General features: G+C 60.5%; 20 protein-coding genes. 13 read left to right on the top strand and 7 right to left on the bottom strand.

All coding sequences use genetic code 11. The features are described 5' to 3' along the window. Nucleotides 1–2: 2 nt before the first annotated feature. From BI292_RS11410 to gloB, 4 genes are all read right to left on the bottom strand, one after another. On the bottom strand, nt 3–1,844 hold the full coding sequence (locus BI292_RS11410; RefSeq protein WP_101207937.1) for an extracellular solute-binding protein: 1,842 nt from the start codon (nt 1,842–1,844) through the stop codon (nt 3–5). Next, nucleotides 1,841–3,655, bottom strand: a complete 1,815-nt coding sequence (locus BI292_RS11415; RefSeq protein WP_371918726.1) for an extracellular solute-binding protein — start codon at nt 3,653–3,655, stop codon at nt 1,841–1,843. Before BI292_RS11415 ends, BI292_RS11410 begins: the two co-directional genes overlap by 4 nt. A gap of 327 nt (nt 3,656–3,982) precedes the next feature. Continuing rightward, nucleotides 3,983–5,446, bottom strand: coding sequence for a transglycosylase SLT domain-containing protein (locus BI292_RS11420; RefSeq protein ID WP_101207939.1), 1,464 nt, complete (start codon nt 5,444–5,446; stop codon nt 3,983–3,985). A 99-nt stretch (nt 5,447–5,545) separates the two neighbouring features. After that, entirely contained in the window at nt 5,546–6,313 is a 768-nt protein-coding gene (gene gloB / locus BI292_RS11425; RefSeq protein ID WP_101207968.1) for a hydroxyacylglutathione hydrolase, read from the bottom strand. Nucleotides 6,314–6,378: 65 nt separating this feature from the next. On the opposite strand from gloB, the gene BI292_RS11430 reads away from it, so the two are divergent. The 5 genes from BI292_RS11430 to BI292_RS11450 all read left to right on the top strand — a co-directional run bounded on the left by BI292_RS11430 (nt 6,379) and on the right by BI292_RS11450 (nt 13,175). After that, nucleotides 6,379–7,137 carry a class I SAM-dependent methyltransferase gene (locus tag BI292_RS11430; RefSeq protein WP_092269539.1) on the top strand — a complete coding sequence of 253 codons (759 nt, stop codon included), beginning with the start codon at nt 6,379–6,381 and terminating at the stop codon, nt 7,135–7,137. A 113-nt stretch (nt 7,138–7,250) separates the two neighbouring features. After that, nucleotides 7,251–7,703 carry a ribonuclease HI gene (gene rnhA / locus BI292_RS11435; protein ID WP_054047533.1) on the top strand — a complete coding sequence of 151 codons (453 nt, stop codon included), beginning with the start codon at nt 7,251–7,253 and terminating at the stop codon, nt 7,701–7,703. 204 nt (nt 7,704–7,907) lie between these two features. Further along, complete coding sequence (gene dnaQ / locus BI292_RS11440) at nt 7,908–8,666, top strand: DNA polymerase III subunit epsilon (RefSeq protein WP_092269536.1); 759 nt, start codon at nt 7,908–7,910, stop codon at nt 8,664–8,666. A 1,624-nt stretch (nt 8,667–10,290) separates the two neighbouring features. After that, on the top strand, nt 10,291–12,546 hold the full coding sequence (locus tag BI292_RS11445) for an Orn/Lys/Arg decarboxylase N-terminal domain-containing protein (protein WP_101207940.1): 2,256 nt from the start codon (nt 10,291–10,293) through the stop codon (nt 12,544–12,546). A gap of 14 nt (nt 12,547–12,560) precedes the next feature. Continuing rightward, nucleotides 12,561–13,175, top strand: a complete 615-nt coding sequence (locus BI292_RS11450) for a GNAT family N-acetyltransferase (protein WP_101207941.1) — start codon at nt 12,561–12,563, stop codon at nt 13,173–13,175. Here the strand turns inward: BI292_RS11450 and BI292_RS11455 are convergent. Together BI292_RS11455 and BI292_RS11460 are read right to left on the bottom strand one after the other, a co-directional pair. Next, nucleotides 13,141–14,034, bottom strand: a complete 894-nt coding sequence (locus BI292_RS11455; protein ID WP_092269528.1) for a LysR substrate-binding domain-containing protein — start codon at nt 14,032–14,034, stop codon at nt 13,141–13,143. The two genes, BI292_RS11450 and BI292_RS11455, sit on opposite strands and share 35 nt — an antisense overlap. 88 nt (nt 14,035–14,122) lie before the next feature. Continuing rightward, nucleotides 14,123–14,383, bottom strand: coding sequence for a hypothetical protein (locus BI292_RS11460; protein ID WP_092269525.1), 261 nt, complete (start codon nt 14,381–14,383; stop codon nt 14,123–14,125). A 176-nt stretch (nt 14,384–14,559) separates the two neighbouring features. Here BI292_RS11460 and BI292_RS11465 point away from each other — a divergent pair, with 176 nt between their 5' ends. Together BI292_RS11465 and BI292_RS11470 are read left to right on the top strand one after the other, a co-directional pair. Continuing rightward, complete coding sequence (locus BI292_RS11465) at nt 14,560–15,120, top strand: NADPH-dependent FMN reductase (protein ID WP_092269522.1); 561 nt, start codon at nt 14,560–14,562, stop codon at nt 15,118–15,120. 210 nt (nt 15,121–15,330) lie between these two features. Further along, entirely contained in the window at nt 15,331–16,614 is a 1,284-nt protein-coding gene (locus BI292_RS11470) for an arsenic transporter (RefSeq protein WP_101207942.1), read from the top strand. A gap of 130 nt (nt 16,615–16,744) precedes the next feature. Here BI292_RS11470 and BI292_RS11475 read toward each other — a convergent pair whose 3' ends face one another. Next, nucleotides 16,745–17,695: a DUF1853 family protein gene (locus tag BI292_RS11475; RefSeq protein ID WP_101207969.1), complete on the bottom strand. Its 951-nt coding sequence runs from the start codon at nt 17,693–17,695 to the stop codon at nt 16,745–16,747. Nucleotides 17,696–17,792: 97 nt separating this feature from the next. Here BI292_RS11475 and BI292_RS11480 point away from each other — a divergent pair, with 97 nt between their 5' ends. From BI292_RS11480 to pepN, 6 genes are read left to right on the top strand one after another with little or no spacing between them, the layout of a single operon-like run. Beyond that, nucleotides 17,793–18,683: an NAD(+) kinase gene (locus BI292_RS11480; protein ID WP_092269515.1), complete on the top strand. Its 891-nt coding sequence runs from the start codon at nt 17,793–17,795 to the stop codon at nt 18,681–18,683. Next, nucleotides 18,680–19,654: a metallophosphoesterase gene (locus BI292_RS11485; RefSeq protein WP_371918727.1), complete on the top strand. Its 975-nt coding sequence runs from the start codon at nt 18,680–18,682 to the stop codon at nt 19,652–19,654. Before BI292_RS11480 ends, BI292_RS11485 begins: the two co-directional genes overlap by 4 nt. Beyond that, nucleotides 19,651–20,520 (top strand): rhomboid family intramembrane serine protease, encoded by an 870-nt coding sequence (locus BI292_RS11490; protein WP_092269509.1) that lies wholly within the window; start codon nt 19,651–19,653, stop codon nt 20,518–20,520. The genes BI292_RS11485 and BI292_RS11490 overlap by 4 nt, the downstream gene beginning before the upstream one ends. A 33-nt stretch (nt 20,521–20,553) precedes the next feature. Further along, on the top strand, nt 20,554–20,814 hold the full coding sequence (locus BI292_RS11495) for a YeaC family protein (RefSeq protein WP_092269506.1): 261 nt from the start codon (nt 20,554–20,556) through the stop codon (nt 20,812–20,814). Beyond that, nucleotides 20,811–21,641 carry a DUF2797 domain-containing protein gene (locus BI292_RS11500; RefSeq protein ID WP_101207943.1) on the top strand — a complete coding sequence of 277 codons (831 nt, stop codon included), beginning with the start codon at nt 20,811–20,813 and terminating at the stop codon, nt 21,639–21,641. The genes BI292_RS11495 and BI292_RS11500 overlap by 4 nt, the downstream gene beginning before the upstream one ends. 10 nt (nt 21,642–21,651) lie before the next feature. Continuing rightward, a complete protein-coding gene (gene pepN, locus BI292_RS11505; protein WP_101207944.1) occupies nt 21,652–24,309 on the top strand; it encodes an aminopeptidase N in 2,658 nt (885 codons plus the stop codon). Nucleotides 24,310–24,722: the final 413 nt, after the last annotated feature.

The raw sequence follows: 24,722 nt of genomic DNA on the forward strand, positions 1-24,722 counted from the left end.
GATTACTCCGTGCCCGCAGGGTCGGCTTGCAGTTTCGATTCGACTTCTACCGCCGGCGCCGCGTCAGGCTTGATCCACCAGGTGCTGATGCCGACGTCGTACTTGGGCGAGGTTGTGGGGTGACCGATGTGGTTCCAGTAAGCCACGCGCCAGGTCTTGATGTGCCAGTTGGGGATCACGTAATAACCCCATTGCAGCACACGGTCGAGCGCGCGGGCGTGGGCCACCAGGCTTTTGCGTGAATCGGCGTTGATCAGTTGTTCGACCAACTGGTCAACCGCCGGGTCTTTCAAACCCATGGTATTGCGGCTGCCGGGCTTATCGGCGGCGGCGGACATCCAGAATTCGCGCTGCTCGTTGCCCGGCGAGCTGGACTGCGGAAAACTGCCGACGATCATGTCGAAGTCGCGCGAGCGCACGCGGTTGATGTACTGCGAAACGTCAACGCGGCGAATCACCATGTCGATGCCGAGGTCGCTGAGGTTGCGCTTGAACGGCAGCAGCACCCGTTCAAAATCGGTCTGCGCCAACAGGAATTCGATGGTCACCGGTTTGCCGTGGGTGTCGACCATTTTGTCGTCGACGATGCGCCAGCCAGCTTCTTGCAGCAATTGATAGGCCTTGCGTTGCTGGTTGCGAATCATTCCGCTGGCGTCGGTCATCGGGTTCTGGAACGCTTCGCTGAACACTTGCTCGGGGATCTTGCCGCGAAACGGATCGAGGATCGCCAATTGATCGGCATCCGGCAGGCCGGTCGCGGCCATTTCGGAATTCTCGAAGTAACTGCGTGTACGCGCGTAGGCGCCGTTGAACAGTTGCTTGTTGGTCCACTCGAAATCCAGCAGCAGTGTCAGTGCCTGACGCACGCGCACGTCCTGGAACGCCGCACGGCGCAGGTTGAAGACAAAGCCCTGCATGCCGGTCGGGTTGCCGTTGGGGATCTGTTCCTTGATCAACCGGCCCTCGGTCACCGCCGGAATGTTGTAGGCGTTGGCCCAATTCTTCGCGGTCATCTCCAGCCAGTAATCGAACTGCCCGGCCTTGAGCGCTTCTAGGGCCACGGTGTTGTCGCGGTAATAGTCAGTGGTCATCACGTCAAAGTTGTAGAAACCGCGATTGACCGGCAGGTCTTTGCCCCAGTAATCCTTGACCCGCTCGTAGCGCACCGAACGTCCGGCCTTCACTTCGCTGACCTTGTACGGGCCGCTGCCGAGCGGCATTTCGAGGTTGCCCTTGTTGAAGTCGCGCGTCGCCCACCAGTGTTTCGGCAGCACCGGGATCTGGCCGAGGATCAGCGGCAGTTCGCGGTTGTTGCTGTGCTTGAACTTGAACACCACGGTCAACGGGTCTTCGGCGACCACGTCGGCAACGTCGTTGTAGTAGCCGCGATAGAGCGGCGCGCCGTCCTTGACCAGGGTCTGGAAACTGAACACGACGTCTTCGGCGCGCACCGGATGGCCGTCGTTGAACCGCGCTTCGGGGCGCAGGTAAAAACGCACCCAGCTGTTGTCCGGGTCTTTCTCGATTTTGCCTGCGATCAGCCCGTATTCGGTGAACGGTTCGTCGAGGCTGTGGCGGGTCAGGGTGTCGTAGATCAGGTCGATGTCGCTGGCCGGCACGCCTTTGCTGATGAACGGGTTGAGGCTGTCGAAACCACCGAGGCCGGCCTGACGGAAGATCCCGCCCTTGGGCGCGTCCGGGTTGACGAAGTCGAAGTGCTTGAAGTTGGCCGGGTATTTCGGCGGCTCGTTGTACAGAGTCAGGGCATATTGCGGGGCGGCACAGGCCAGCCCGGCGAACAACAGACCGCTGGCCTGCAAGAGCAGGGCGCGTACGGGTTTCATTGATCTTTCTCCGAAGATTTCAGCCACCACGCGGACAGGCCCAGGGTGTAGGGCGGCGTAGTGACGAAAGCCAGCCGATTGCGGTAGGCCAGGCGATGATAATTGAGGTACCAGTTGGGAATGCTGTAGTGCTGCCACAGCAGTACGCGGTCGAGCGCTTTGCCGGCGGCGACCTGTTCGTCGCGAGTTTGCGCGGCGAGCAATTGTTCGAGCAGGTGATCGACCACCGGGTTGGCGATGCCTGCGTAGTTTTTGCTGCCCTTGACCCCGACCTGACTGGAATGGAAATACTGCCACTGCTCCAGACCGGGGCTGAGGGTCTGGTTGAGCGTGAGCAGAATCATGTCGAAATCGAACTGGTCGAGGCGCTGTTTGTATTGCGCGCGATCAACCGTGCGCAGCCGCGCGTCGATGCCGATGCTCGCCAGGTTCTCGACGTAAGGCTGGAGGATGCGTTCGAGGTTCGGATTGACCAGCAGAATCTCGAACCGTAACGGACGCCCGGCGGCGTTCTGCACGCGCTGGCCGTTGAGCTTCCAACCGGCTTCACCGAGCAGGGCCAAGGCCTTGCGCATGGTTTCTCGCGGAATGCCACGCCCGTCAGTCTGCGACAGGCTGAAGGGTTCGGTGAACAGCTTGGCCGGCAATTGCTCGCGGTACGGCTTGAGCATCAGCCATTCGTGCCCGACCGGCAGGCCGCTGGCGGAGAATTCGCTGTTGGGGTAGTAACTGATCGCCCGTTTGTAGGCGCCGCTGAACAGCGTGCGGTTGGTCCATTCAAAGTCGAACATCAGCCCCAGCGCTTCGCGGACTTTGGTCTCGGCGAACGTCGGCCGCCGGGTGTTCATGAACAAGCCTTGGCTCTGGGTCGGGATCTGATGCGCGATTTGCGCCTTGATCACATCGCCACGGCGCACGGCCGGGAAGTTGTAGCCGTTGGCCCAGTTTTTCGCCTGATGCTCGATGTAGATGTCGAACTCGCCAGCCTTGAAGGCTTCGAACGCCACATCGCTGTCGCGGTAGAACTCGACTTGCATGCGGTCGACGTTGTACTTGCCGCGATTGACCGCCAGGTCTTTGCCCCAGTAATCCTTGACCCGCTCGAACACCACTTGCCGCCCCGGTTGCACCGCGGTGATGCGATACGGCCCGCTGCCCAGCGGCGGCTCGAACGTGGTGGCTTTGAAGTCGCGGTTTTTCCAGTAGTGCTGCGGCAGCACCGGCAACTCGCCGAGGCGCAGAATCAGCAGCGGATTGCCTGCGCGTTTGAACACGAAGCGAATCCGCCGTGGATTAAGGATGTCGACTCGCAGCACTTCCTGAAGGTTGGTGCGGTACTGCGGATGGCCTTCCTTGAGCAGCAGACGGTAGGAAAACGCCACGTCATAAGCGGTGATCGGCGTGCCATCGTGGAAGCGCGCTTCGGGCCGCAGGTTGAACATTACCCAGCTGCGATCCTCGCTGTATTCCACCGATTGCGCGATCAGGCCATAGCTGGACGTCGGCTCATCGCCGGACGGCGCGTACTGGCCGGTGCCGACCATCAACGGTTCGTTGAGCTCGTTGATGCCGTACTGGAGGAAGTTGGGTGTGGAAACCGGGCTGGAGCCCTTGAGGGTGTAGGGGTTGAGCGTATCGAAGGTGCCAAACGCCATCACCCGCAACGTACCGCCCTTGGGCGCTTGCGGGTTGACCCAGTCGAAGTGGGTAAATCTGGCCGGGTACTTGAGCGTGCCGAACTGCGCATAACCATGGCTTTCGCTGATCGTCGCGTGCGCACAGGGGCTCAATGCCAGGCTGATCAGGAGCAGGAGGAGGGGACGCTTCAAGTCAAATCAGATCCAGGCGGCTGGGGCTTTGTGGCCAGTACAGTAACAGCTTGTATCGACAGGAAAAAGACAGGGGCTTAATGCGTGGTTAATTGCAGGGATAGACGGCCTGTAGCAGCTGCCGAGCGTGCGAGGCTGCGTTCGGCTGCGAAGCAGTCGTGAATTGAGATGACGCGGTGTATCAGGAATATCTGGCACTCAGGTTTTACGACTGCTGCGCAGCCGATCGCAGCCTCGCGGGGCTCGGCAGCTGCTACAGGGGATGCGGATTCTGGGTAAAAAAAAGCCCCTGAATTCAGGGGCTCTTTATTAGCGTGGCGACGACACCGTCAGCATCTGGCCTGGCTTCAGCGCCTGGCCAACGCGCGGATTCCAGCGCTTGAGGTGTTGCATTTCAACGTTGAAACGTTTGGCAACCATATACAGCGAATCGCCTTGCTTGACCTTGTACTGAGTCTGCTGCGATTTGCTGGTGGTTTTGGAGGAGGCTTTGGTTTTGCTGTTCGCGGCGATAACGGTGTTGACGCGACCACTGCGCTTGGCCGGGGTTTTGTCCTGCATGACCAGGGTCTGGCCAACCTTGAGGTTTTTCCCGGTCAACTTGTTCCAGCGCTGCAAATCCCGCACATCGACCTTGTTGGCCTTGGCGATGGTGCCGAGGTTATCGCCACGTTTGACTCGGTAAGCGCGTTTGAGCTGGGCGATTTCCGCACTGTCAGCGCCTTCGAACACAGGCTTGAGCGAACGCTGACTGATCAGCTCGTCCGGGCGCATGGTCGACAGGCTGGCCGTCAGCAGTTGCGCCTTGGACGTCGGCACCAGCAAATGCTGGGGGCCGTCGATGGTGGTGCGCTGCTTGAAGGCCGGGTTGAGCTGGAACAGCTCGTCTTCGTCGATGTTGGCGACCGCCGCAACCTTGGACAGGTCCATGCGCTGGTTGATTTCGACGACTTGGAAATACGGTTCGTTGGCGATCGGGTTGAGGTTGACCCCGTAGGCTTCCGGCGCCAGCACCACTTGCGACAGCGCCAGCAACTTCGGCACATAGGCCTGGGTTTCGGCCGGCAGTGGCAGGTTCCAGTAGTCGGTCGGCAGGCCGAGCTTCTCGTTGCGCTCGATGGCGCGGCTGACCGTGCCTTCGCCCGCGTTATACGCGGCGAGGGCCAGCAGCCAGTCACCGTTGAACATGTCGTGCAGGCGGGTCAGGTAATCCATCGCCGCCGTGGTCGAAGCGGTGATATCGCGACGGCCATCATAGAAACGGGTTTGCCGCAGATTGAAATAACGCCCGGTGGACGGAATGAACTGCCACAAGCCCACTGCGTCGGCGCGCGAGTAAGCCATCGGGTTGTAGGCGCTTTCAATCACTGGCAGCAGCGCCAGTTCCAGCGGCATGTTGCGTTCTTCGAGGCGCTCGACGATGTAGTGAATGTAGAGGCTGCCGCGTTCGCCGGCATTTTCGAGGAAGGACGGGTTGCTGGCGAACCACAGGCGCTGTTGCTCGATGCGCGGGTTGACGCTGACGCTGTCCTGCAACTGGAAGCCTTGGCGCATGCGCTCCCAGACGTCCTGTGGAATTTGTGGTGTGGGCTTCTCGTTGATCCAGATCGGCTTCTGTTTGGCGCGAGCGGCAACGTTGGGTGTATGGGTGATTTCGGTTTGCGGGACATGGCTTGAACAGCCCGCCAGAGTGGCGGACACAGCCACCGCGATGGCTTGAGCCAGGCGGGTCAATGCGTCTGAATTGATGGCTTTACGAATAGATGACGACATTGGCTGGAAGTAAGTTCCGGGCAAAAATGTCGGGCGATTCTAGAAAGCGCACCCCCTGCGGTCAACCATTCAGATTTATCGGACCCGCCGGGTGCCCGCTTAGAACTTATCTTTCCAAGCGCGCAAGGCAGCAAAAACCGCAGTGGGACCCTCGTGCAGGGTTCCATTCCGTTCGTCCACTTTTTCTTTAACGGATGTTTCTTCAACCCGCAAAAACGGATTGGTGAGCTTTTCCAGGGCCAAAGTCGAGGGCAGCGTCATGATCCCCGCCTCGCGTTGAGCGCTGACTTTTGCCAGCCGTTCGGCGGTGTCCGGGTTGCCCGGTTCGACGGCGACGGCAAACTTCAAATTGCTCAAGGTGTACTCGTGGGTGCAATACACCAGCGTATCTTCGGGCAACGCCGCCAGACGCGTCAGCGAGGTGTGCATCTGCTGCGGCGTGCCTTCGAACAGGCGGCCGCAACCGGCGGCAAACAGGGTGTCGCCGCAGAACAGCAGGCCGTGGTGATAAAACGCGATGTGGCCGAGGGTGTGGCCGGGCACGGCGTACACCTCGAATTCCCAATCGAGCACGTTGATGCGGTCGTTGTCCTTGAGCGCAACGTCGCGCGCCGGGATATTCTCGCTGGCCGGGCCGTAGACTTTTGCGTCGGTCGCATTTTTCAGCTGCTGGACGCCGCCGACATGGTCATGATGATGGTGAGTGATCAGAATATCGCTGAGCACCCAGCCCGGATGCGCCGCGAGCCAGGCTTGTACCGGCGCGGCATCGCCCGGATCGACCACGGCGCAGCGCTGGGTACGGTGGTCCTGTAACAACCAGATGTAGTTGTCGGTGAAGGCGGGCAGGGCACTGATCTGTATCATCGTCGGATTCGCCAAGCGGAAAACATTGGCGCATCTTAGAACTTCCTGGCGCTTTGGAGAATGCAATGACCGATAAAGCGTTCGCTCAGGCCGATCCTGAGTGGCTGGCATTGATCAGCGCCGCCCGTGAATGGCTGGCCGGCCCGATCGGGCAATTTCTGCTGGACGAAGAACGACGCATGCTCGACGAAGAGCTGGGCCGGTTCTTCGGCGGCTATCTTGTGCACTACGGCCCATCGGCGGAAACCCCGCCGGCAGCGCCGCAAGTGCAGCGCAATGTGCGCCTCGGTGCGCCGTTGCCCGGCGTCGAGATTGTCTGCGAAGAGCAGGCGTGGCCGCTGAGCGAGCACGCCGCCGACGTCGTGGTGTTGCAGCATGGGCTGGATTTTTGCCTGTCGCCCCACGGTTTGCTGCGTGAAGCGGCCAGCAGCGTGCGGCCCGGCGGGCATCTGGTGATCGTCGGCATCAATCCCTGGAGCACCTGGGGCCTGCGCCATATGTTCGCCAATGACGCGATGCGCAAAGCCCGCTGTATTTCGCCATCGCGGGTCGGCGACTGGCTGAACCTGCTGGGCTTCGCGCTGGAGAAACGCCGCTTCGGGTGCTATCGTCCGCCGCTTGCGTCGCCCAAATGGCAGGCCCGTCTGGCAGGCTGGGAGCGCAAGGCCGGTGACTGGCAACTGTCGGGCGGCGGCTTCTATTTACTGGTCGCGCGCAAGATTGCCGTTGGGCTGCGGCCGGTGCGTCAGGCCCGGCGTGAGCCGATGGGCAAGCTGATTCCGTTGCCGATGGCCAAGGTCAATCGTCGCAATATCGAGCCGTAAACCTTCTTTATTTTCCCGGCCGGGTGACCCCGGCCTCGGGCATCGTCGATCGCGGATCGGTGAGCCAGCGCATTTTTCCCGCATTTTTCCCGCATTTTTCTGGATAGATTGGCATGAGCGATAGCGTAGAACTGTTCACTGATGGCGCCTGCAAAGGCAACCCCGGCCCCGGCGGCTGGGGCGCTCTGCTGGTGTGCAAAGGCGTCGAAAAGGAATTGTGGGGCGGCGAAGCCAACACCACCAACAACCGCATGGAGCTGATGGGCGCGATCAAAGGCCTGGAAGAACTCAAGCGTTCCTGCGACGTGCTGCTGGTGACGGATTCGCAGTACGTGATGAAGGGCATCAACGAATGGATGGCCAACTGGAAAAAACGCGGCTGGAAGACGGCGGCGAAAGAGCCGGTGAAGAATGCCGACCTGTGGAAGTTGCTCGACGAGCAGGTCAACCGCCACACCGTGACCTGGAAATGGGTACGCGGCCACATCGGCCACCATGGCAACGAACGCGCTGACCAACTGGCCAACCGCGGCGTCGACGAAGTACGCGGTTACAAGCAGGATTGATCCAGCGTTGATCGTTCCAACGCTCTGCGTGGGAATGCAGCCGGGGACGCTCCGCGTCCCCATCCAGAGCTGAACGCGGAGCGTCCGTTGAGGCATTCCCACGCCGAGCATGGGAACGAGCATGGCGCGGCCTTCACGAGCGAGCCTGCGAGCATGTTAAGATCGCCGCTTTTGCACGATTGACCCGTTGAGAGCTGAGCACTGATGGCCACCAGATCCGTTGTACTCGATACCGAAACCACCGGCATGCCGGTGACCGACGGCCACCGGATTATCGAAATCGGTTGTGTCGAGTTGATCGGTCGGCGCCTCACTGGCCGGCATTTCCACGTTTACCTGCAACCGGACCGCGAGAGTGATGAAGGCGCCATCGGCGTTCACGGCATCACCAACGAATTCCTGGTCGGCAAGCCGCGTTTCAATGAAGTCGCCGATGAGTTTTTCGAATTCATCAAAGGCGCACAGCTGATCATCCATAACGCGGCGTTCGACGTTGGTTTCATCAACAACGAATTCGCGCTGATGGGCCAGCACGATCGTGCTGACATCACCCAGCATTGCTCGATCCTCGACACCTTGATGATGGCCCGGGAACGTCACCCGGGTCAGCGCAACAGCCTCGATGCCTTGTGCAAACGTTACGGCGTCGACAACTCCGGCCGTGAGTTGCACGGCGCCTTGCTCGACTCCGAGATTCTCGCTGACGTTTACCTGACCATGACCGGCGGCCAGACCAGCCTGTCGCTGGCCGGCAATGCTTCGGACGGCAACGGCTCGGGCGACGGTGCAGACAACTCCGCCACGGAAATCCGCCGCTTGCCGGTGGATCGCCGACCAACGCGGATCATTCCGGCCAGCGAAGATGACCTGGCGCAACACGTAGCGCGACTCGAAGCGATCGCCAAGTCTGCCGGCGCACCATCACTGTGGCAGCAACTCGCCGAAGCAAAAGCCCAGGCCTGAGGCTAGCGCTAACCTGTGGCGAGGTGGCTTGCCCCCGTTCGGCTGCGCAGCAGTCGCCAATCCTGCACATGCAGTGTGATTGGGGAAATGCAGGGGGCCGCTTCGCGCCCCAACGGGGGCAAGCCCCCTCGCCACAGGATGTCACTCTCCTCAAATTTGGGATTCTGATCACTGCTGTGGCAGCAACTCGCCGAGGCAAAGCCCAGCTCTGAGGCTAGCGCTAACCTGTGGCGAGGGGGCTTGCCCCCGTTCGGCTGAGCAGCAGTCGCCAATCCTGCACATGCGGTGTGACTGTTGGAATGCAGGGGGCCGCTTCGCGCCCCAAGGGGGGCAAGCCCCCTCGCCACGGGATGTAACTCTCCTCAAAATTGGGATTCTGATTGCTATCGTGGCAGCAACTAGCCGAGGCAAAGCCCAGGTCAGAGCCTGACGCGAACCTGTGGTGAGGGGGCTTGCCCCCGTTCGGCTGCGCAGCAGTCGCCAATCCTGCACATGCAGTGTGATTGGGGAAATGCAGGGGGGGCGCTTCGCGCCCCAACGGGGGCAAGCCCCCTCGCCACGGGGGGTCACCCTTCCTCAAATTTGGGATTCTGATCACTATCGTGGCAGCAACTAGCCGAGGCAAAGCCCAGGTCTGAGGCTGACGCGAACCTGTGGCGAGGGGGCTTGCCCCCGTCCGGCTGCGCAGCAGTCGCCAATCCTGCACATGCGGTGTGACTGTTGGAATGCAGGAGGCCGCTTCGCGCCCCAACGGGGGCAAGCCCCCTCGCCACGGGATGTCACCCTCCTCAAATTTGGGATTCTGATTGCTATCGTGGCAGCGACGCGCCGAGGCAGAGCCAGGTCTGAGGCTAGCGCGAACCTGTGGCGAGGGGGCTCGCCCCCGTTCGGCTGCGCAGCAGTCGCCAATCCTGCGCATGCGGTGTGATTGGGGAAATGCAGGGGGCCGCTTCGCGCCCCAACGGGGGCAAGCCCCCTCGCCACGGGATGTCACTCTCCTCAAATTTGGGATTCTGATCGCTATCGTGGCAGCAAATCGCCGAGGGAAGGCTCAGGTCTGAGGCTAGCGCGAACCTGTGGTGAGGGGGCTCGCCCCCGTCCGGCTGCGCAGCAGTCGCCAATCCTGCACATGCGGTGTGGCTGTGGAAATGCAGGGGGCCGCTTCGCGCCCCAACGGGGGCGAGCCCCCTCGCCACGGGGTGTCACCCTTACTCAAATTTGGGATTCTGATCGCTATCGTGGCAGCGACTCGCCGAGGCAAAGCCAGCTCTGAGGCTAGCGGGAACCTGTGGCGAGGGGGCTTGCCCCCGTTCGGCTGCGCAGCAGTCGCCAATCCTGCACATGCAGTGTGATTGGAGAAATGCAGGGGGCCGCTTCGCGCCCCAACGGGGGCGAGCCCCCTCGCCACGGGATTTCACTCTTCTTCATAATTTGAATTCTGTTCAGGGCTGCTGCCCACGGGATGTAACTATCCCAATTCAGCATTTTTGCCCAACACTGCTGGCCACATGATGGTGCATCCGCTGACCCGCTTCAGGGCATCCGCACTCGCCACATTCGCCGCAACCCTCTACCCTGATGAAATTGGCAGGCTGCGGTCTGCCGCCTCAGGACACTGAGCCTCATGTACAAAGATTTGAAATTTCCGGTGCTGATCGTGCACCGCGACATCAAGGCCGACACGGTTGCCGGCGACCGCGTGCGCGGGATCGCGCGGGAGCTGGAGCAGGAAGGCTTCAGCATTTTGAGTGCGGTGGATTACGCCGAAGGGCGCCTTGTGGCGTCGACCCATCACGGCCTCTCGTGCATGTTGATCGCCGCCGAGGACGCCAGCTCCAACTCGCATTTGTTACACAATATGGCCGAATTGATCGGTCTGGCGCGTGTTCGGGCGCCGGACTTGCCGATCTTCGCGCTCGGCGAACAGGTCACACTGGAAAATGCCCCGGCCGATGCGATGGCTGAGCTTAATCAACTGCGCGGCATCCTTTACCTGTTCGAAGACACCGTGCCGTTCCTCGCCCGCCAAGTCGCCCGCGCCGCGCGCAAATACCTCGACGGTCTGCTCCCGCCATTCTTCAAGGCGCTGGTGCAGCACACCGCCGATTCCAATTATTCCTGGCACACGCCCGGCCACGGTGGTGGCGTGGCGTATCACAAGAGCCCGGTGGGGCAGGCGTTTCACCAGTTTTTCGGTGAAAACACCCTGCGCTCGGACCTGTCGGTGTCAGTCCCGGAGCTCGGTTCGCTGCTTGATCACACGGGCCCGCTGGCCGAGGCTGAGGCGCGGGCCGCACGCAATTTCGGCGCCGATCACACCTTCTTCGTGATCAACGGCACCTCGACCGCGAACAAGATTGTCTGGCATTCCATGGTCGCTCGCGATGACCTGGTCCTGGTCGACCGCAACTGCCACAAATCGGTGCTGCACTCGATCATCATGACCGGCGCCATTCCGCTGTACCTGTGCCCCGAGCGCAATGAGCTTGGGATCATCGGCCCGATTCCGTTAAGCGAATTCAGCCGCGAATCGATCCAGGCGAAAATCGACGCCAGCCCGCTGACCAAGGGCCGCGCGCCCAAAGTCAAACTGGCAGTGGTAACCAACTCGACCTACGACGGCCTCTGCTACAACGCCGAGCTGATCAAACAGCAACTCGGCAACAGCGTCGAAGTCCTGCATTTCGACGAAGCCTGGTATGCCTACGCGGCGTTTCACGAATTCTTCGCCGGACGCTACGGAATGGGCACCGCGCGCAGCGAAGACAGCCCGCTGGTGTTCACCACCCATTCCACGCACAAATTGCTCGCCGCGTTCAGCCAGGCCTCGATGATTCACGTGCAGGACGGCGGCGCGCGGCAACTGGACCGCGATCGCTTCAACGAAGCGTTCATGATGCACATCTCCACCTCGCCGCAATACAGCATCATCGCCTCGCTGGACGTCGCGTCGGCGATGATGGAAGGCCCGGCCGGGCGTTCGCTGTTACAGGAAATGTTCGATGAGGCGCTGAGTTTCCGCCGGGCGCTGGCCAATCTGCGCCAGCACATTGCGGCGGACGATTGGTGGTTTTCGATCTGGCAGCCGCCGTCGGTGGAAGGCATCAATCGCGTCAGCACTGAAGACTGGCTGCTGCAACCCGACGCCGATTGGCATGGTTTTGGCGGCGTAACCGATGATTACGTGTTGCTTGATCCAATCAAAGTCACCTTGGTCATGCCGGGCCTGACCGCTGGCGGTGCCCTCAGCGAGCGCGGGATTCCGGCGGCGGTGGTCAGCAAATTCCTCTGGGAACGCGGGTTGGTGGTCGAGAAGACCGGCCTGTACTCCTTTCTGGTGCTGTTCTCGATGGGCATCACCAAAGGCAAATGGAGCACGCTGCTCACCGAGTTGCTCGAATTCAAGCGCAGCTACGACGCCAACGTCAGCCTCGGCGCGTGCCTGCCGTGTGTCGCTCATGAGAACCCATCGCGGTATCAAGGCATGGGCCTGCGCGATCTGTGTGATCAACTGCACACCTGCTACCGCAGCAACGCCACGGCCAAACACCTGAAACGCATGTACACCGTGCTCCCGGAAATCGCCATGAAACCCGCCGACGCCTATGATCAACTGGTGCGCGGCGAGGTCGAGGCGGTGTCGATCGATGCGCTGGACGGGCGCATTGCGGCGGTGATGCTGGTGCCGTACCCGCCGGGCATTCCGTTGATCATGCCCGGTGAGCGCTTCACCGAGTCGACCCGCTCGATCATCGATTACCTTTCATTCGCCCGTACCTTCGACAGCAGCTTCCCCGGATTTGTCGCCGATGTGCACGGATTGCAACACGAAGACGAGGGCAATGGACGGCACTACACCGTCGATTGCATCAAGGAATGAGGACCTTTCCCAGCATGCAACCGGTCATGAATCCAAAGTATCCAGGGCTGTCGGTACGCGTTGCCGACGAGGGTTTTGCGCCTTACATCTGGGGCAGCGATTTCAGTTTCGAAGTCGCCGCTTACGGTGCCGCCGCCATCGATACCCCGGTGGCGCAGTGGCCGGTGACGCCGATCACGCCTTATCGCAAGTGTTACGGCATCGACCCGGAAGAGTTCAGCAGTTTCCGCGATGCCGCCGACAGCGCGATTTTCATGGCGTATCTGGATGACGAGCCGGTCGGCCACTTGGTCATCAGCACCAATTGGAACGGCTTTGCGCACATCGATGAATTGGCGGTGCACGCTCCGGCGCGGCGCCACGGCGTGGCCAAGGCGTTGCTGGACGTCGCGCAATTCTGGAGTCGCAAGAAGAAGTTGCCGGGCATCATGCTCGAAACCCAGAACAACAACCTGGGCGCCTGCCGGCTCTATGAACGCTGTGGCTACGTGATTGGCGGCATCGATCATTTGCGCTATCGCGGCATCGATCCAAACACCGCCGAGGTGGCGTTGTTCTGGTATCGCTTGTTTGATAACCCGCTGGAAAACCCGCTCAGCTCGACAACATCGCCACGGCTTGTTCCGTGATGATCGCCAGCAACGCCTGAACGGCGGGCGAGGGCTCGGCGTTCTTCAGGGTCAAGGCATAGAGGCTGATCGGCACGGCGGGCGCCAACGGGCACACGTCGAGCCCGGACGACTTGGCGCCGAGTGCGGTAAACGGATCTACAATGGCCAAGCCTTCGCCAGCCTCGACCATGCTGCGCATCATTTGATGCGTTTGCACGCGCGTCTGGATCACTAGCGCCGGGCGCAATGCCTGCAACTTGGTTTCCAGCGCCGGGCTCAGCGGATCATGGCCGTCGAGGCCGACCATCGACTGCCCGGCCAGATCCTGCACCGACACGTATTTCTGTTTGGGTTGCAGCCAGCCATGCGGCGCGAGCAATTGCAGTTTGCCTTGGGCAATCACTTGGCAATCGACGTCGGCGTGCTCGGGATCGTGCAGGCTCAGGCCCAGATCACTCTCGCGCAGCAACAGGCTACGGACGATCTCGCGGGTGGGTTGGCTGAGGAGGGTGCACGGCGCATCGGGGAAACGTCGGCGCAGGGCCGCGATGCTGTGGGGCAATAATTGTTGGGCCAGCGGTGGGGTGCCGATGACGCGCAGTGGCGGTGCGAGGTATTGCTTGAGGCTGTCAGCCAGACGTTGCACCGGCTCCAGCGCCTGGTAGACGTGGGCAATTTCGACCTGCAGTTGCCGCGCTTCGCGCGTGGCCTGCAATCGGCCGCGCACACTGGAAAACAGCATGAAACCCAACTGACCCTCGGCGTCGCGCAAGACGCTTTCGACCTCGGCCACCGGCAACTGCAACCATTCGGCGGCGGTACCCAGGTGACCGGTCTGCAACAGCGCCTGAATCACTTCGATATGACGTAAACGCATGCGTGAAGTCCATGTTCAGCAGGTGAGGGAGTCAGTGGCTGAATCCTAACTCAAGTGCGTGCATATGACTTCTGCTCATAACACTGGGTTATGAAGCGACGGTAGGTTCCGGCAGTTTACCGATGTAGGTATCCGGTTCACGCGTCAAGGTAATGTCCGACTGAACCAACTGGAAACGGTTTTCGTCGAGCTGTTTCATGCGATCGCCGATAGCCAGTTTGTAGGTGGTGACCGGCGCTGAGCCTTCAACACCGTCTGCCGACGGGGTGGATTCCTGGAACTCATGCACGGAATAAACGCGACCTTCCGCGTCTCTCGCATGAAACTGACCGACCAGTACTGCTGCCATCTGCTTAGAACCTCTGGAGATAAATCACTCAATTTGCGGTTCTGTAGACCGCTGTTAAGCGAGGTAAGTTTTCCTGCTGGAAAAAAATAGTCAGCGGCGGCATTTTTCGCTCGCCCGCTGCTTGAATCGTCATTTATAACTACACGTCCTTTCCATCGCACAGTCGAGAATCTTCCATGAGCAACGTCTATACGATCGCCGTTGTGGTCGGCAGCTTGAGAAAAGAGTCGATCAATCGCAAGGTCGCACTGGCCCTGGCTGATCTGGCGCCGGCCAATCTGAAGCTGAACATCGTCGAAATAGGCGATTTGCCGCTCTACAACGAAGACATCGATGGCGATTCACCGCCGGCAGCCTACAGCACTTTCCGCCAACAAGTGAGCTCATCCGACGCAGTGCTGTTCGTCACGCCGGAATACAACCGTTCGGTGCCGGCGCCATTGAAGAATGCGATTGACGTGGGATCGCGCCCTTACGGCCAGAGTGCCTGGAGCGGCAAGCCGGGCGCGGTGATCAGCGTGTCGCCGGGCGCCATCGGTGGTTTCGGCGCCAACCATCATCTGCGCCAGTCGATGGTGTTTCTCGATGTGCCGCTGATGCAGCAACCGGAAGCGTACCTGGGCGGCGCGGGCACGGCGTTCGATGAAGCGGGCAAGTTGTCGGAAACGGTGAAGCCGTTCCTGCAAAAATTCATCAATGCCTACGGCCAATGGGTCGAACAACACAAAAAGGTCTGACAGACCCCTGTAGGAGCAAAGCTTGCTCGCGATAGCGTCCGCACAGCCAACATCAAAGTTGCCTGATACAGCGCGATCGCGAGCAAGCTTTGCTCCCACAACTATTTGTGGTTGCTGAGGATATTTGTTCGCCACCACGGAATTATCGCTTCGGCCATTCACTCTGTAGGATGTCCTCCCTTCCGATTGTCTGTTCAAGGCTGCTTGCGCATGCTCACTGCGTCGTTGATTTTTCTGTTGACCATAACCCTGGTGATTTGGCAGCCCAAAGGCCTCGGCGTTGGCTGGAGCGCGGTGCTCGGCGCGGCACTGGCGCTGCTGTTCGGCGTGGTGCACCTCAGCGACATTCCGCTGGTGTGGCAGATCATCTGGAACGCCACCGGCACCTTTGTGGCGCTGATCATCATCAGCCTGTTGCTCGACGAAGCCGGGTTTTTTGCCTGGGCGGCGTTGCACGTGGCGCGCTGGGGCAAGGGCAGTGGGCGCAAGCTGTTTGCCTTTATGGTGCTGCTCGGCGCATTGGTATCGGCATTGTTTGCCAATGACGGCGCAGCGCTGATCCTCACACCAATTGTGATTTCCATGCTGCTGGCGCTGCGTTTCTCGCCGGCCGCGACCCTGGCATTCGTCATGGGCGCCGGGTTTATCGCCGACACCGCGAGCCTGCCGCTGGTGGTGTCGAACTTGGTGAACATCGTTTCCGCCGACTTCTTCCACATCGGCTTCAACCGCTACGCGGCGGTGATGGTCCCGGTCAACTTCGTCAGCGTCGGCGCCACGTTGGCGATGCTGATGTGGTTCTTTCGCAAGGACATTCCCAAGGCCTACGACCCCGAACAACTGGAAGACCCGAGCACGGCGATTCACGACAAAGCCACGTTTTACGCCGGTTGGGCCGTGTTGGTGATTCTGCTGGTGGGCTGCTTCGCCCTGGAACCGCTGGGCATTCCGATCAGCGCGATTTCTGCGGTGTGCGCAGCGTTGCTGCTGGCGATCGCGGCGCGCGGGCACAAGATTTCCACGCGCAAAGTGATGAAAGAAGCGCCGTGGCACATCGTGATTTTCTCGCTGGGCATGTACCTGGTGGTCTACGGTTTGCGCAACGCCGGGCTCACCGATTATCTCGCTGGCTGGCTCAACTATTTCGCCGGCCACGGCATCTGGGGCGCGGCGATGGGCACCGGGGTGCTGACGGCGCTGCTGTCGTCAATCATGAACAATCTGCCGACGGTGCTGATCGGGCTGTTATCGATTGATGCCAGCCAGGCGAGCGGGGTGATCAAGGAAGCGATGATTTACGCCAACGTCATCGGCAGCGATCTCGGGCCGAAAATCACCCCGATTGGCAGTCTGGCGACGTTGTTGTGGCTGCATGTGCTGGAGCGCAAAGGCATTCGGATTGGCTGGGGTTATTACTTCAAAGTCGGGATTGTGCTGACGGTGCCGGTGTTGTTGGTGACATTGGCGGCGTTGGCGCTGCGGTTGTCCTTCTAGACCGAGTTGGGGCATTCGCGGGCAAGCCTCGCTCCTACAGGAGTTGTGTCGTTCATATCATTCCCAAACGACCCAAACCTGTAGGAGCGAGGCTTGCCCGCGAAGAGGCCCGACCAGACGCCACAACTCCTTAGCCATTACCCGGCACATTCGGCCAAAGATCCGCCACCAGAAACAGCCGCTCCGCTTCCTCCCACTCGCCTTGCGCATTCTCGATCAGGCGCACCATCAACTGCGCCGGTGCCAGCGGTTCGAGCGCGGCAATCCACCTATCCAACTGCTCCCGCTGCCACGTCTGCTCCGCCGGGTAATGCGCCGGCGCCAGCCAGGCGTGGCGGGGCAGGGGTTGCCAGCGGCCGAACGGCCGTTGCACGACAAAGTCCGCCCAATCCTTCTGATGCAACCAGCTCCCGCGCAAGTGCTGCGGGTGCGCGCCGACCGGCGCGGCGGCGTGCCCCGGCCACGGATATAACAGGTAACCGCCAAGCCACAAATGTGCGCTGAATTGTTGGATATCCAGCACAGCGAGCACTTCGCGGCTTTCCGGTCGGGCGGAAATCGGCAATTGATGCTGGCTCAAATGCGCCAGTTTCCGGTCCAGCCGGTCATGGCAACCGGGGCCGAGCCACTGCGCGGTGTCATGGCCGTCACCGTTTTGCGGACCCAAATAAAGCTTGATCGCCAGTTCCAGGTGATGCACGCCGTCGCGGTCGCGCAGCAGCATGTCGAGCTCGCCGAGGGTGTGGCCCTCGCGGCGGATCGGCAGATTGGCGGCGATCAATTCGATGCCCGGCGCATGCCGCACCGCGTATTGCCACAAGCGTTCGTAATACAGGCCCAGCCGTCGAGTGCGTGATTGCGCCAGCCAGTGCAACAAGTCGTAACTGTCGCGATCCAGTTGGCGCAACCAGCGTTCGAGGCCGTCCGGCGCCTGCACCCAATCGCTTCCGGTCAGCGGATGACGCTGCGGCCACGGCGGTTCGCCGAGCATTGGCGGGGCGAGGATGACCCACGCCAAGTCGCGCACTTCCGGATGGCGCAACTGGTGGGGCAACTGGAGCAAATCTGGAAACAGGATCATCTTGCGAGCATAGCCGGTCAGATCGCGGCTGAAAGGATTTTGTCTACGGGCGGCTTTCGCCCATAATCGGGTTTTTTCACCGTCGCGCAGGAACCTCATGGAGCAATTTCGCAATATCGGCATCATCGGTCGCCTGGGCAGTTCACAGGTGCTGGATACCGTCCGCCGACTGAAACGGTTTCTGCTCGATCGTCACTTGCACGTGATCCTCGAGGACACCATTGCCGAAGTCCTGCCGGGCCATGGCCTGCAGACTTCATCGCGCAAGATGCTCGGCGAAGTCTGCGACATGGTCATCGTCGTCGGCGGTGACGGCAGCCTGCTCGGCGCCGCGCGTGCGCTGGCCCGACACAACGTTCCGGTGCTGGGGATCAACCGTGGCAGCCTGGGGTTCCTCACCGACATTCGCCCCGATGAGCTGGAAGTCAAAGTCGCCGAAGTGCTCGACGGCCACTATCTGGTGGAAAACCGCTTCCTGCTGCAAGCCGAAGTGCGCCGCCACGCCGAAGCCATCGGCCAGGGTGACGCGCTGAACGACGTGGTGCTGCACCCCGGCAAATCCACGCGAATGATCGAGTTCGAGCTGTACATCGACGGCCAGTTCGTCTGCAGCCAGAAGGCTGACGGCCTGATCGTCGCGACGCCGACCGGCTCCACCGCGTATGCCTTGTCGGCCGGTGGCCCGATCATGCACCCCAAGCTCGACGCTATTGTGATTGTGCCGATGTACCCCCATACCTTGTCTGGCCGGCCAATTGTGGTCGACGGCAACAGTGAGCTGAAAATCGTCGTGTCCAAGGATATGCAGATTTACCCGCAAGTCTCCTGTGATGGGCAGAACCACTTCACCTGCGCGCCGGGTGACACCATCACCATCAGCAAAAAAGCGCAGAAGCTGCGGCTGATTCACCCGCTCGACCACAACTATTACGAAGTGTGCCGGACCAAGCTTGGCTGGGGCAGCCGTTTGGGTGGTGGAGGCGACTGATGCTCGATCCCGCGCGTAGCTACGACCTGATCGGTGACGTGCACGGTTGCGCTCTGACCCTTGAGCACTTGCTCGACCGTCTCGGTTATCACAAACACGCTGGCGTCTGGCGACATCCATCGCGCATGGCGGTGTTTGTCGGCGACATCATCGACCGCGGCCCGCGGATTCGCGAGGCGCTGCACATCGTTCACGACATGGTCGAGGCCGGTCAGGCGCTGTGCATCATGGGCAACCATGAATTCAACGCGCTCGGCTGGAGCACTCCGGCGCCGCCGGGCAGCGGCAAGCAATTCGTGCGCGAACACACGCCACGCCACGCGCGCCTGCTGGGCGAAACCCTGACCCAATTCGAGGATCATCCGGGTGACTGGCACGACTTCCAGCAATGGTTCTATGAACTGCCATTGTTCGTCGATGCCGGGCGTTTCCGCGTGGTCCACGCCTGTTGGGATGCCGGGCTGATCCAGCCGTTGCGCGCGTTGTTCCCCGATGGCTGCGTCGATGAGCATTTCCTCCAGGCCTCGGCCGTGCCCGGCAGTTTCGCCTGCACGGTGTTCGATCGCCTGTTGCGCGGCACCGACATGCGCCTGCCGGATGGCCAGACCATGACCAGCGGCGACGGCCTGACGCGTTCGTTCTTCCGCACCAAATTCTGGGAAGACGACCCGCAAACCTACGGAGACATTGTGTTTCAACCCGACGCCTTGCCTGAACCGGTGGCGCTGACGCCACTGTCGTCCTCTGAAAAGAGCAATTTGCTGCGCTACGGCGTCGATGAGCCGTTGTTGTTTGTCGGCCATTACTGGCGCAGCGGCAAACCGGCGCCGATCCGCCCGAACCTCGCCTGCCTGGATTACAGCGCCGTGCTCTACGGCAAATTGGTCGCTTATCGTCTGGACCAGGAAACCCGCCTCGATCCGCACAAGTTTGTCTGGGTCGATGTCGAGCGCCCGGAGGCTTTGCAATGAGTACGGTGGCGGTTTTGCGTCTGCCGCTGGCGGTGGATTTGAGTGGTTTCGTCAAACTGCTGCAACGCATGCAAGTCCCGCATCGGGTTAGCGAAGAGGCGGGCGAGCAGGTGCTGTGGGTGCCGGACAACATCAGCGAAGACGTGCGTTCGCTGTACGAACGCTTTCCCGCCGGTGATCCGGAGCAGCAGCTCGACATCCCGGTGGCACAGACCAGCAAACGTCCAGGTTTGGTCGAGCAACTGCGCCACAGCAAAGCGACCGCGGTGGTTTTGCTGCTGAGCCTGATCGTCGGCGCGGTGACGTTGCTCGGGGAAAACCTTGAGACCATGCACTGGTTTACCTTCCTTGATTTCCGCGTGGTCGGCGAATACATCCAGTTCACGCCATTGGCCGACAGCCTGGCGGCGGGGCAGTGGTGGCGCCTGGTCACGCCGATGTTGCTGCACTTTGGCTTCCTGCACCTGGCCATGAACGGCATGTGGTATTGGGAACTGGGCCGGCGCATCGAGGCGCGGCAGGGCAGCATCAACCTGATCGGCCTGACGTTGCTGTACAGCCTGGTGTCGAACTATTCGCAGTTTTATTACAGCGGCGCAACGCTGTTTGGTGGCTTGTCCGGCGTGCTCTACGGCTTGCTCGGGCATTGCTGGATCTTCCAGTTGCTGTCGCCGAACCCGGCTTATCGCCTGCCGCGTGGCGTGCTGGTGATGATGCTGATCTGGCTGGTGGTATGCATGTCCGGGCTGATCTCGATGATCGGTTTTGGCGAAATCGCCAACGCCGCGCACGTCAGCGGGCTGCTCATCGGATGCTTCACCGGTTTGTTGGGCGGTTTGTACAACCGCCGTAAACTCGCCGTCTAAAACAGTTATTGCATAAAGAGCGCGGAGACCCTGATGTCCTCTTTTAACGAAATGATCAAAAACATCACCCCCGATATCTATCAGAGCTTGAAGCTGGCGGTGGAAATCGGCAAATGGTCGGACGGTGGCAAACTCACCGCCGAGCAACGCGAACTGTCGCTGCAAGCGATGATCGCCTGGGAAATCCAGAATCTGCCCGAAGATCAGCGCACCGGTTACATGGGCCCGCAGGAATGCAGCTCCAAGTCGATTGAAGTGCCGAATATCCTGTTCAAGTCGGATGCCATCCATTGATTGAGATTGGCCGCGGTGCAATCAGCAAAATGTCGGCGCGCCTTGATGGGCCGGACGTGCAATACGCTTTTCGACTGGGCGACACCGAGGTGCCGGTCAATCCATTGATCGGCAGCACGGTCCGCCTCGAATTCCTGGGGGCGATTTTCTGTTCCCATTGCGGACGCAAGACCAAAACCAGTTTCAGCCAGGGTTATTGCTACCCGTGCATGACCAAATTGGCGCAGTGCGACCTGTGCATCATGAGCCCGGAACGCTGCCACTTCGACGCCGGCACCTGCCGTGATCCGGAGTGGGGCCAGACGTTTTGCATGACCGACCACATCGTTTACCTGTCGAATTCGTCGGGGGTGAAAGTCGGGATTACCCGGCTCAACCAGTTGCCGACCCGCTGGATCGATCAGGGCGCGCGCCAGGCGTTGCCGATCATGCGCGTCTCGACTCGCCAGCAATCGGGCTTCGTCGAAGACCTGTTCCGCAGTCAAGTGGCGGACAAGACCAATTGGCGTGCTTTACTCAAGGGCGAAGCGCTGTCGGTGGATCTGGCTGAAGTTCGCGATCAGTTGTTCGAGAGCTGCGCCGAAGGTTTGCAAGGTTTGCAGGAACGATTCGGCCTACAGGCAATCCAGACTATTGCCGATGTCGACGTCCTCGAAATCCGCTATCCGGTCGAGCAATACCCGGCCAAGATCGTCAGCTTCAACCTGGACAAGAACCCGATTGCCGAAGGCACGCTGTTGGGGATCAAGGGCCAGTACCTGATTTTCGACACCGGCGTCATCAATATTCGCAAGTACACGGCCTATCAGCTCGCCGTGCATAGTTAAGGATTCCAGCATGCGCACCGAACAACCGAAGATGATTTACCTGAAGGACTATCAGGCGCCCGACTACCTGATCGACGAGACGCACCTGACCTTCGAGTTGTTCGAGGACCACAGCCTGGTCCATGCGCAACTGGTGATGCGCCGTAATCCCGAGCGCGGTCCGGGCCTGCCTCCGCTGGTGCTCGATGGCCAGCAGCTGGAATTGCTGACGGTCAACCTGGCCGACCGCGAGCTTGGCGCCGACGACTATGTGCTGACTGAAAACCACCTGACATTGCATCCGCAGAGCGAACGTTTCACGGTCGACACCACCGTGCGCATTCACCCGGAAACCAACACCGCGCTGGAAGGTTTGTACAAATCCAGCGGCATGTTCTGCACCCAGTGCGAGGCCGAAGGCTTTCGCAAGATCACCTATTACCTCGACCGCCCGGACGTGATGAGCAAGTTCACCACCACGGTCGTCGCCGAGCAGCACAGCTACCCGGTGCTGCTGTCCAACGGCAACCCGATTGCCAGCGGTCCTGGCGAAGACGGCCGGCACTGGGCGACCTGGGAAGACCCGTTCATGAAACCGGCGTATCTGTTTGCGCTGGTGGCCGGTGACCTTTGGTGCGTCGAAGACACCTTCACCACCATGACCGAGCGCTCGGTGGCGCTGCGCATTTACGTCGAGCCGGAAAACATCGACAAGTGCCAGCACGCGATGAACAGCTTGAAGAAGTCGATGCGCTGGGACGAAGAGGTCTACGGTCGCGAATACGATCTGGACATCTTCATGATTGTCGCGGTCAACGACTTCAACATGGGCGCGATGGAGAACAAAGGCCTCAACATCTTCAACTCCAGCGCCGTGCTGGCCCGCGCCGAAACCGCCACCGACGCCGCGCACCAGCGCGTTGAAGCGATCGTCGCCCACGAATACTTCCACAACTGGTCGGGCAACCGCGTGACCTGCCGCGACTGGTTCCAGTTGTCGCTCAAGGAAGGCTTCACGGTGTTCCGCGATTCCGGTTTCTCCGCCGACATGAACTCGGCTACGGTCAAGCGCATCCAGGACGTGGCTTATCTGCGCACCCACCAGTTCGCCGAAGACGCCGGCCCGATGGCCCACGCCGTGCGCCCGGACAGCTTCATCGAGATTTCCAACTTCTACACCCTGACCGTGTATGAAAAGGGTTCGGAAGTGGTCCGCATGCTCCACACCTTGCTCGGCGCTGAGGGTTTCCGTAAGGGCAGCGACCTGTATTTCGACCGCCATGACGGTCAAGCCGTGACCTGCGACGACTTCATCAAAGCCATGGAAGACGCGAATGGCGTTGACCTGACGCAGTTCAAACGCTGGTACAGCCAGGCTGGTACGCCACGTCTGGCGGTGAGCGAGTCTTACGATGCGGCGGCGAAAACCTACAGCCTGACGTTCCGTCAGAGCTGCCCGGCAACCCCGGACAAGGTTGAGAAACTTCCGTTTGTGATTCCTGTGGAACTCGGTCTGCTGGATTCCAAAGGCGCGCCTGTAGCGTTGCGCCTGTCGGGTGAAGATGCTGCTCAAGGCACCTCGCGGGTGATTTCGGTGACGGAAGCCGAGCAGACGTTCACCTTCGTTGATATCGCCGAACAGCCTTTGCCTTCGCTGTTGCGTGGTTTCTCGGCGCCGGTGAAGTTGAGCTTCCCGTACAACCGCGATCAGTTGATGTTCCTGATGCAGCACGACAGCGACGGTTTTAATCGTTGGGATGCCGGGCAGCAGCTGTCGGTGCAAGTGCTGCAGGAGTTGATCGCGCAGCAGCAGAAAGGCGAAACGCTGGTGCTGGATCAGCGGCTGATTTCGGCCCTGCGCTCGGTGCTTTCCGATGAAACGCTGGATCAGGCAATGGTCGCGGAGATGCTGTCGTTGCCGGGCGAGGCGTATCTGACCGAGATCAGCGATGTGGCTGATGTCGATGCCATCCACACCGCGCGGGAGTTTGTGCGCAAGCAGTTGGCGGACAATTTGTTCGAGGCGTTGTGGCTGCGTTACCAGGCCAATCGTGATTTGTCGAAGAACACGCCGTATGTGGCTGAGGCTGAACATTTTGCCCGCCGCGCGCTGCAGAATATTGCGCTGTCGTACTTGATGCTGAGCGGTAAGCCGGAGGTGTTGGCGGCGACGCTGGAGCAGTTTGAGACCAGTGACAATATGACCGAGCGCCTGACGGCGTTGGCGGTGTTGGTGAATTCGCCGTTCGACGATGAGAAGGCCAAGGCGCTGGCGAGTTTCGCCGAGCACTTCAAGGATAATCCGCTGGTTATGGATCAGTGGTTCAGTGTTCAGGCGGGCAGCACGTTGCCGGGTGGGTTGGCACGGGTGAAGGCGCTGATGGAGCATCCGGCGTTCAATATCAAGAATCCGAACAAGGTGCGCGCGTTGGTAGGGGCGTTTGCCGGGCAGAATCTGGTGAATTTCCATGCAGCGGACGGTTCCGGGTATCGGTTCCTGGCGGATTTGGTGATTGAGTTGAATGGGTTCAATCCGCAGATCGCTTCTCGGCAGTTGGCGCCGCTGACCCGCTGGCGCAAATATGACGATGCGCGTCAGGCTCTGATGAAAGCGGAGTTGGAGCGGATTCGTGGCTCGGGTGAGTTGTCCAGTGATGTGTTTGAGGTGGTGAGCAAGAGCCTGGCTTGAGTTTTTTGGGCTGGTGAAAAAGGCGCCTTCGGGCGCCTTTTTTGTGTGAGGTGGATTGTGGAAATATCCATTGCTGCGGTGATGGCTGTAGGAGTGAGCCTGCTCGCGATGGCGTTATGTCATCCACCATCATTTCCAACGGCCAGGCTCCTATCGCGAGCAGGCTCACTCCTACAATTGATTGGAGATGGACGCAGTTTTGTGTACGACGATAAACCTTTGTAGGAGCTGAGCTTGCTCGCGAAAGCGGTGGATCAGTCACCAAAATTTTATCTGGCCGACCGCTTTCGCGAGCAAGCTCAGCTCCTACAGGATCGATGCCAAGCCCAAATCCGGCGTCCGCAGCCATTCCCCTGTGGGAGCGAGCCTGCTCGCGATGGCGTCTTGTCTGCCAGCACATGCACCAACTGGCC

The sequence above is a fragment of the Pseudomonas sp. 43NM1 genome, assembly GCF_002836905.1.
Classification (GTDB): domain Bacteria; phylum Pseudomonadota; class Gammaproteobacteria; order Pseudomonadales; family Pseudomonadaceae; genus Aquipseudomonas; species Aquipseudomonas prosekii.

Coding starts and splice junctions, on each gene's coding strand:
- dnaQ (WP_092269536.1), top strand. CDS start 7,908: ATGGCCACCAGATCCGTTGTACTCGATACCGAAACCACCGGCATGCCG.
- BI292_RS11490 (WP_092269509.1), top strand. CDS start 19,651: ATGAGTACGGTGGCGGTTTTGCGTCTGCCGCTGGCGGTGGATTTGAGT.
- BI292_RS11480 (WP_092269515.1), top strand. CDS start 17,793: ATGGAGCAATTTCGCAATATCGGCATCATCGGTCGCCTGGGCAGTTCA.
- BI292_RS11460 (WP_092269525.1), bottom strand. CDS start 14,383: ATGGCAGCAGTACTGGTCGGTCAGTTTCATGCGAGAGACGCGGAAGGT.
- BI292_RS11465 (WP_092269522.1), top strand. CDS start 14,560: ATGAGCAACGTCTATACGATCGCCGTTGTGGTCGGCAGCTTGAGAAAA.
- gloB (WP_101207968.1), bottom strand. CDS start 6,313: ATGATACAGATCAGTGCCCTGCCCGCCTTCACCGACAACTACATCTGG.
- BI292_RS11495 (WP_092269506.1), top strand. CDS start 20,554: ATGTCCTCTTTTAACGAAATGATCAAAAACATCACCCCCGATATCTAT.
- BI292_RS11420 (WP_101207939.1), bottom strand. CDS start 5,446: ATGTCGTCATCTATTCGTAAAGCCATCAATTCAGACGCATTGACCCGC.
- BI292_RS11475 (WP_101207969.1), bottom strand. CDS start 17,695: ATGATCCTGTTTCCAGATTTGCTCCAGTTGCCCCACCAGTTGCGCCAT.
- BI292_RS11470 (WP_101207942.1), top strand. CDS start 15,331: ATGCTCACTGCGTCGTTGATTTTTCTGTTGACCATAACCCTGGTGATT.
- BI292_RS11430 (WP_092269539.1), top strand. CDS start 6,379: ATGACCGATAAAGCGTTCGCTCAGGCCGATCCTGAGTGGCTGGCATTG.
- BI292_RS11450 (WP_101207941.1), top strand. CDS start 12,561: ATGCAACCGGTCATGAATCCAAAGTATCCAGGGCTGTCGGTACGCGTT.
- BI292_RS11455 (WP_092269528.1), bottom strand. CDS start 14,034: ATGCGTTTACGTCATATCGAAGTGATTCAGGCGCTGTTGCAGACCGGT.
- BI292_RS11410 (WP_101207937.1), bottom strand. CDS start 1,844: ATGAAACCCGTACGCGCCCTGCTCTTGCAGGCCAGCGGTCTGTTGTTC.
- pepN (WP_101207944.1), top strand. CDS start 21,652: ATGCGCACCGAACAACCGAAGATGATTTACCTGAAGGACTATCAGGCG.
- rnhA (WP_054047533.1), top strand. CDS start 7,251: ATGAGCGATAGCGTAGAACTGTTCACTGATGGCGCCTGCAAAGGCAAC.
- BI292_RS11445 (WP_101207940.1), top strand. CDS start 10,291: ATGTACAAAGATTTGAAATTTCCGGTGCTGATCGTGCACCGCGACATC.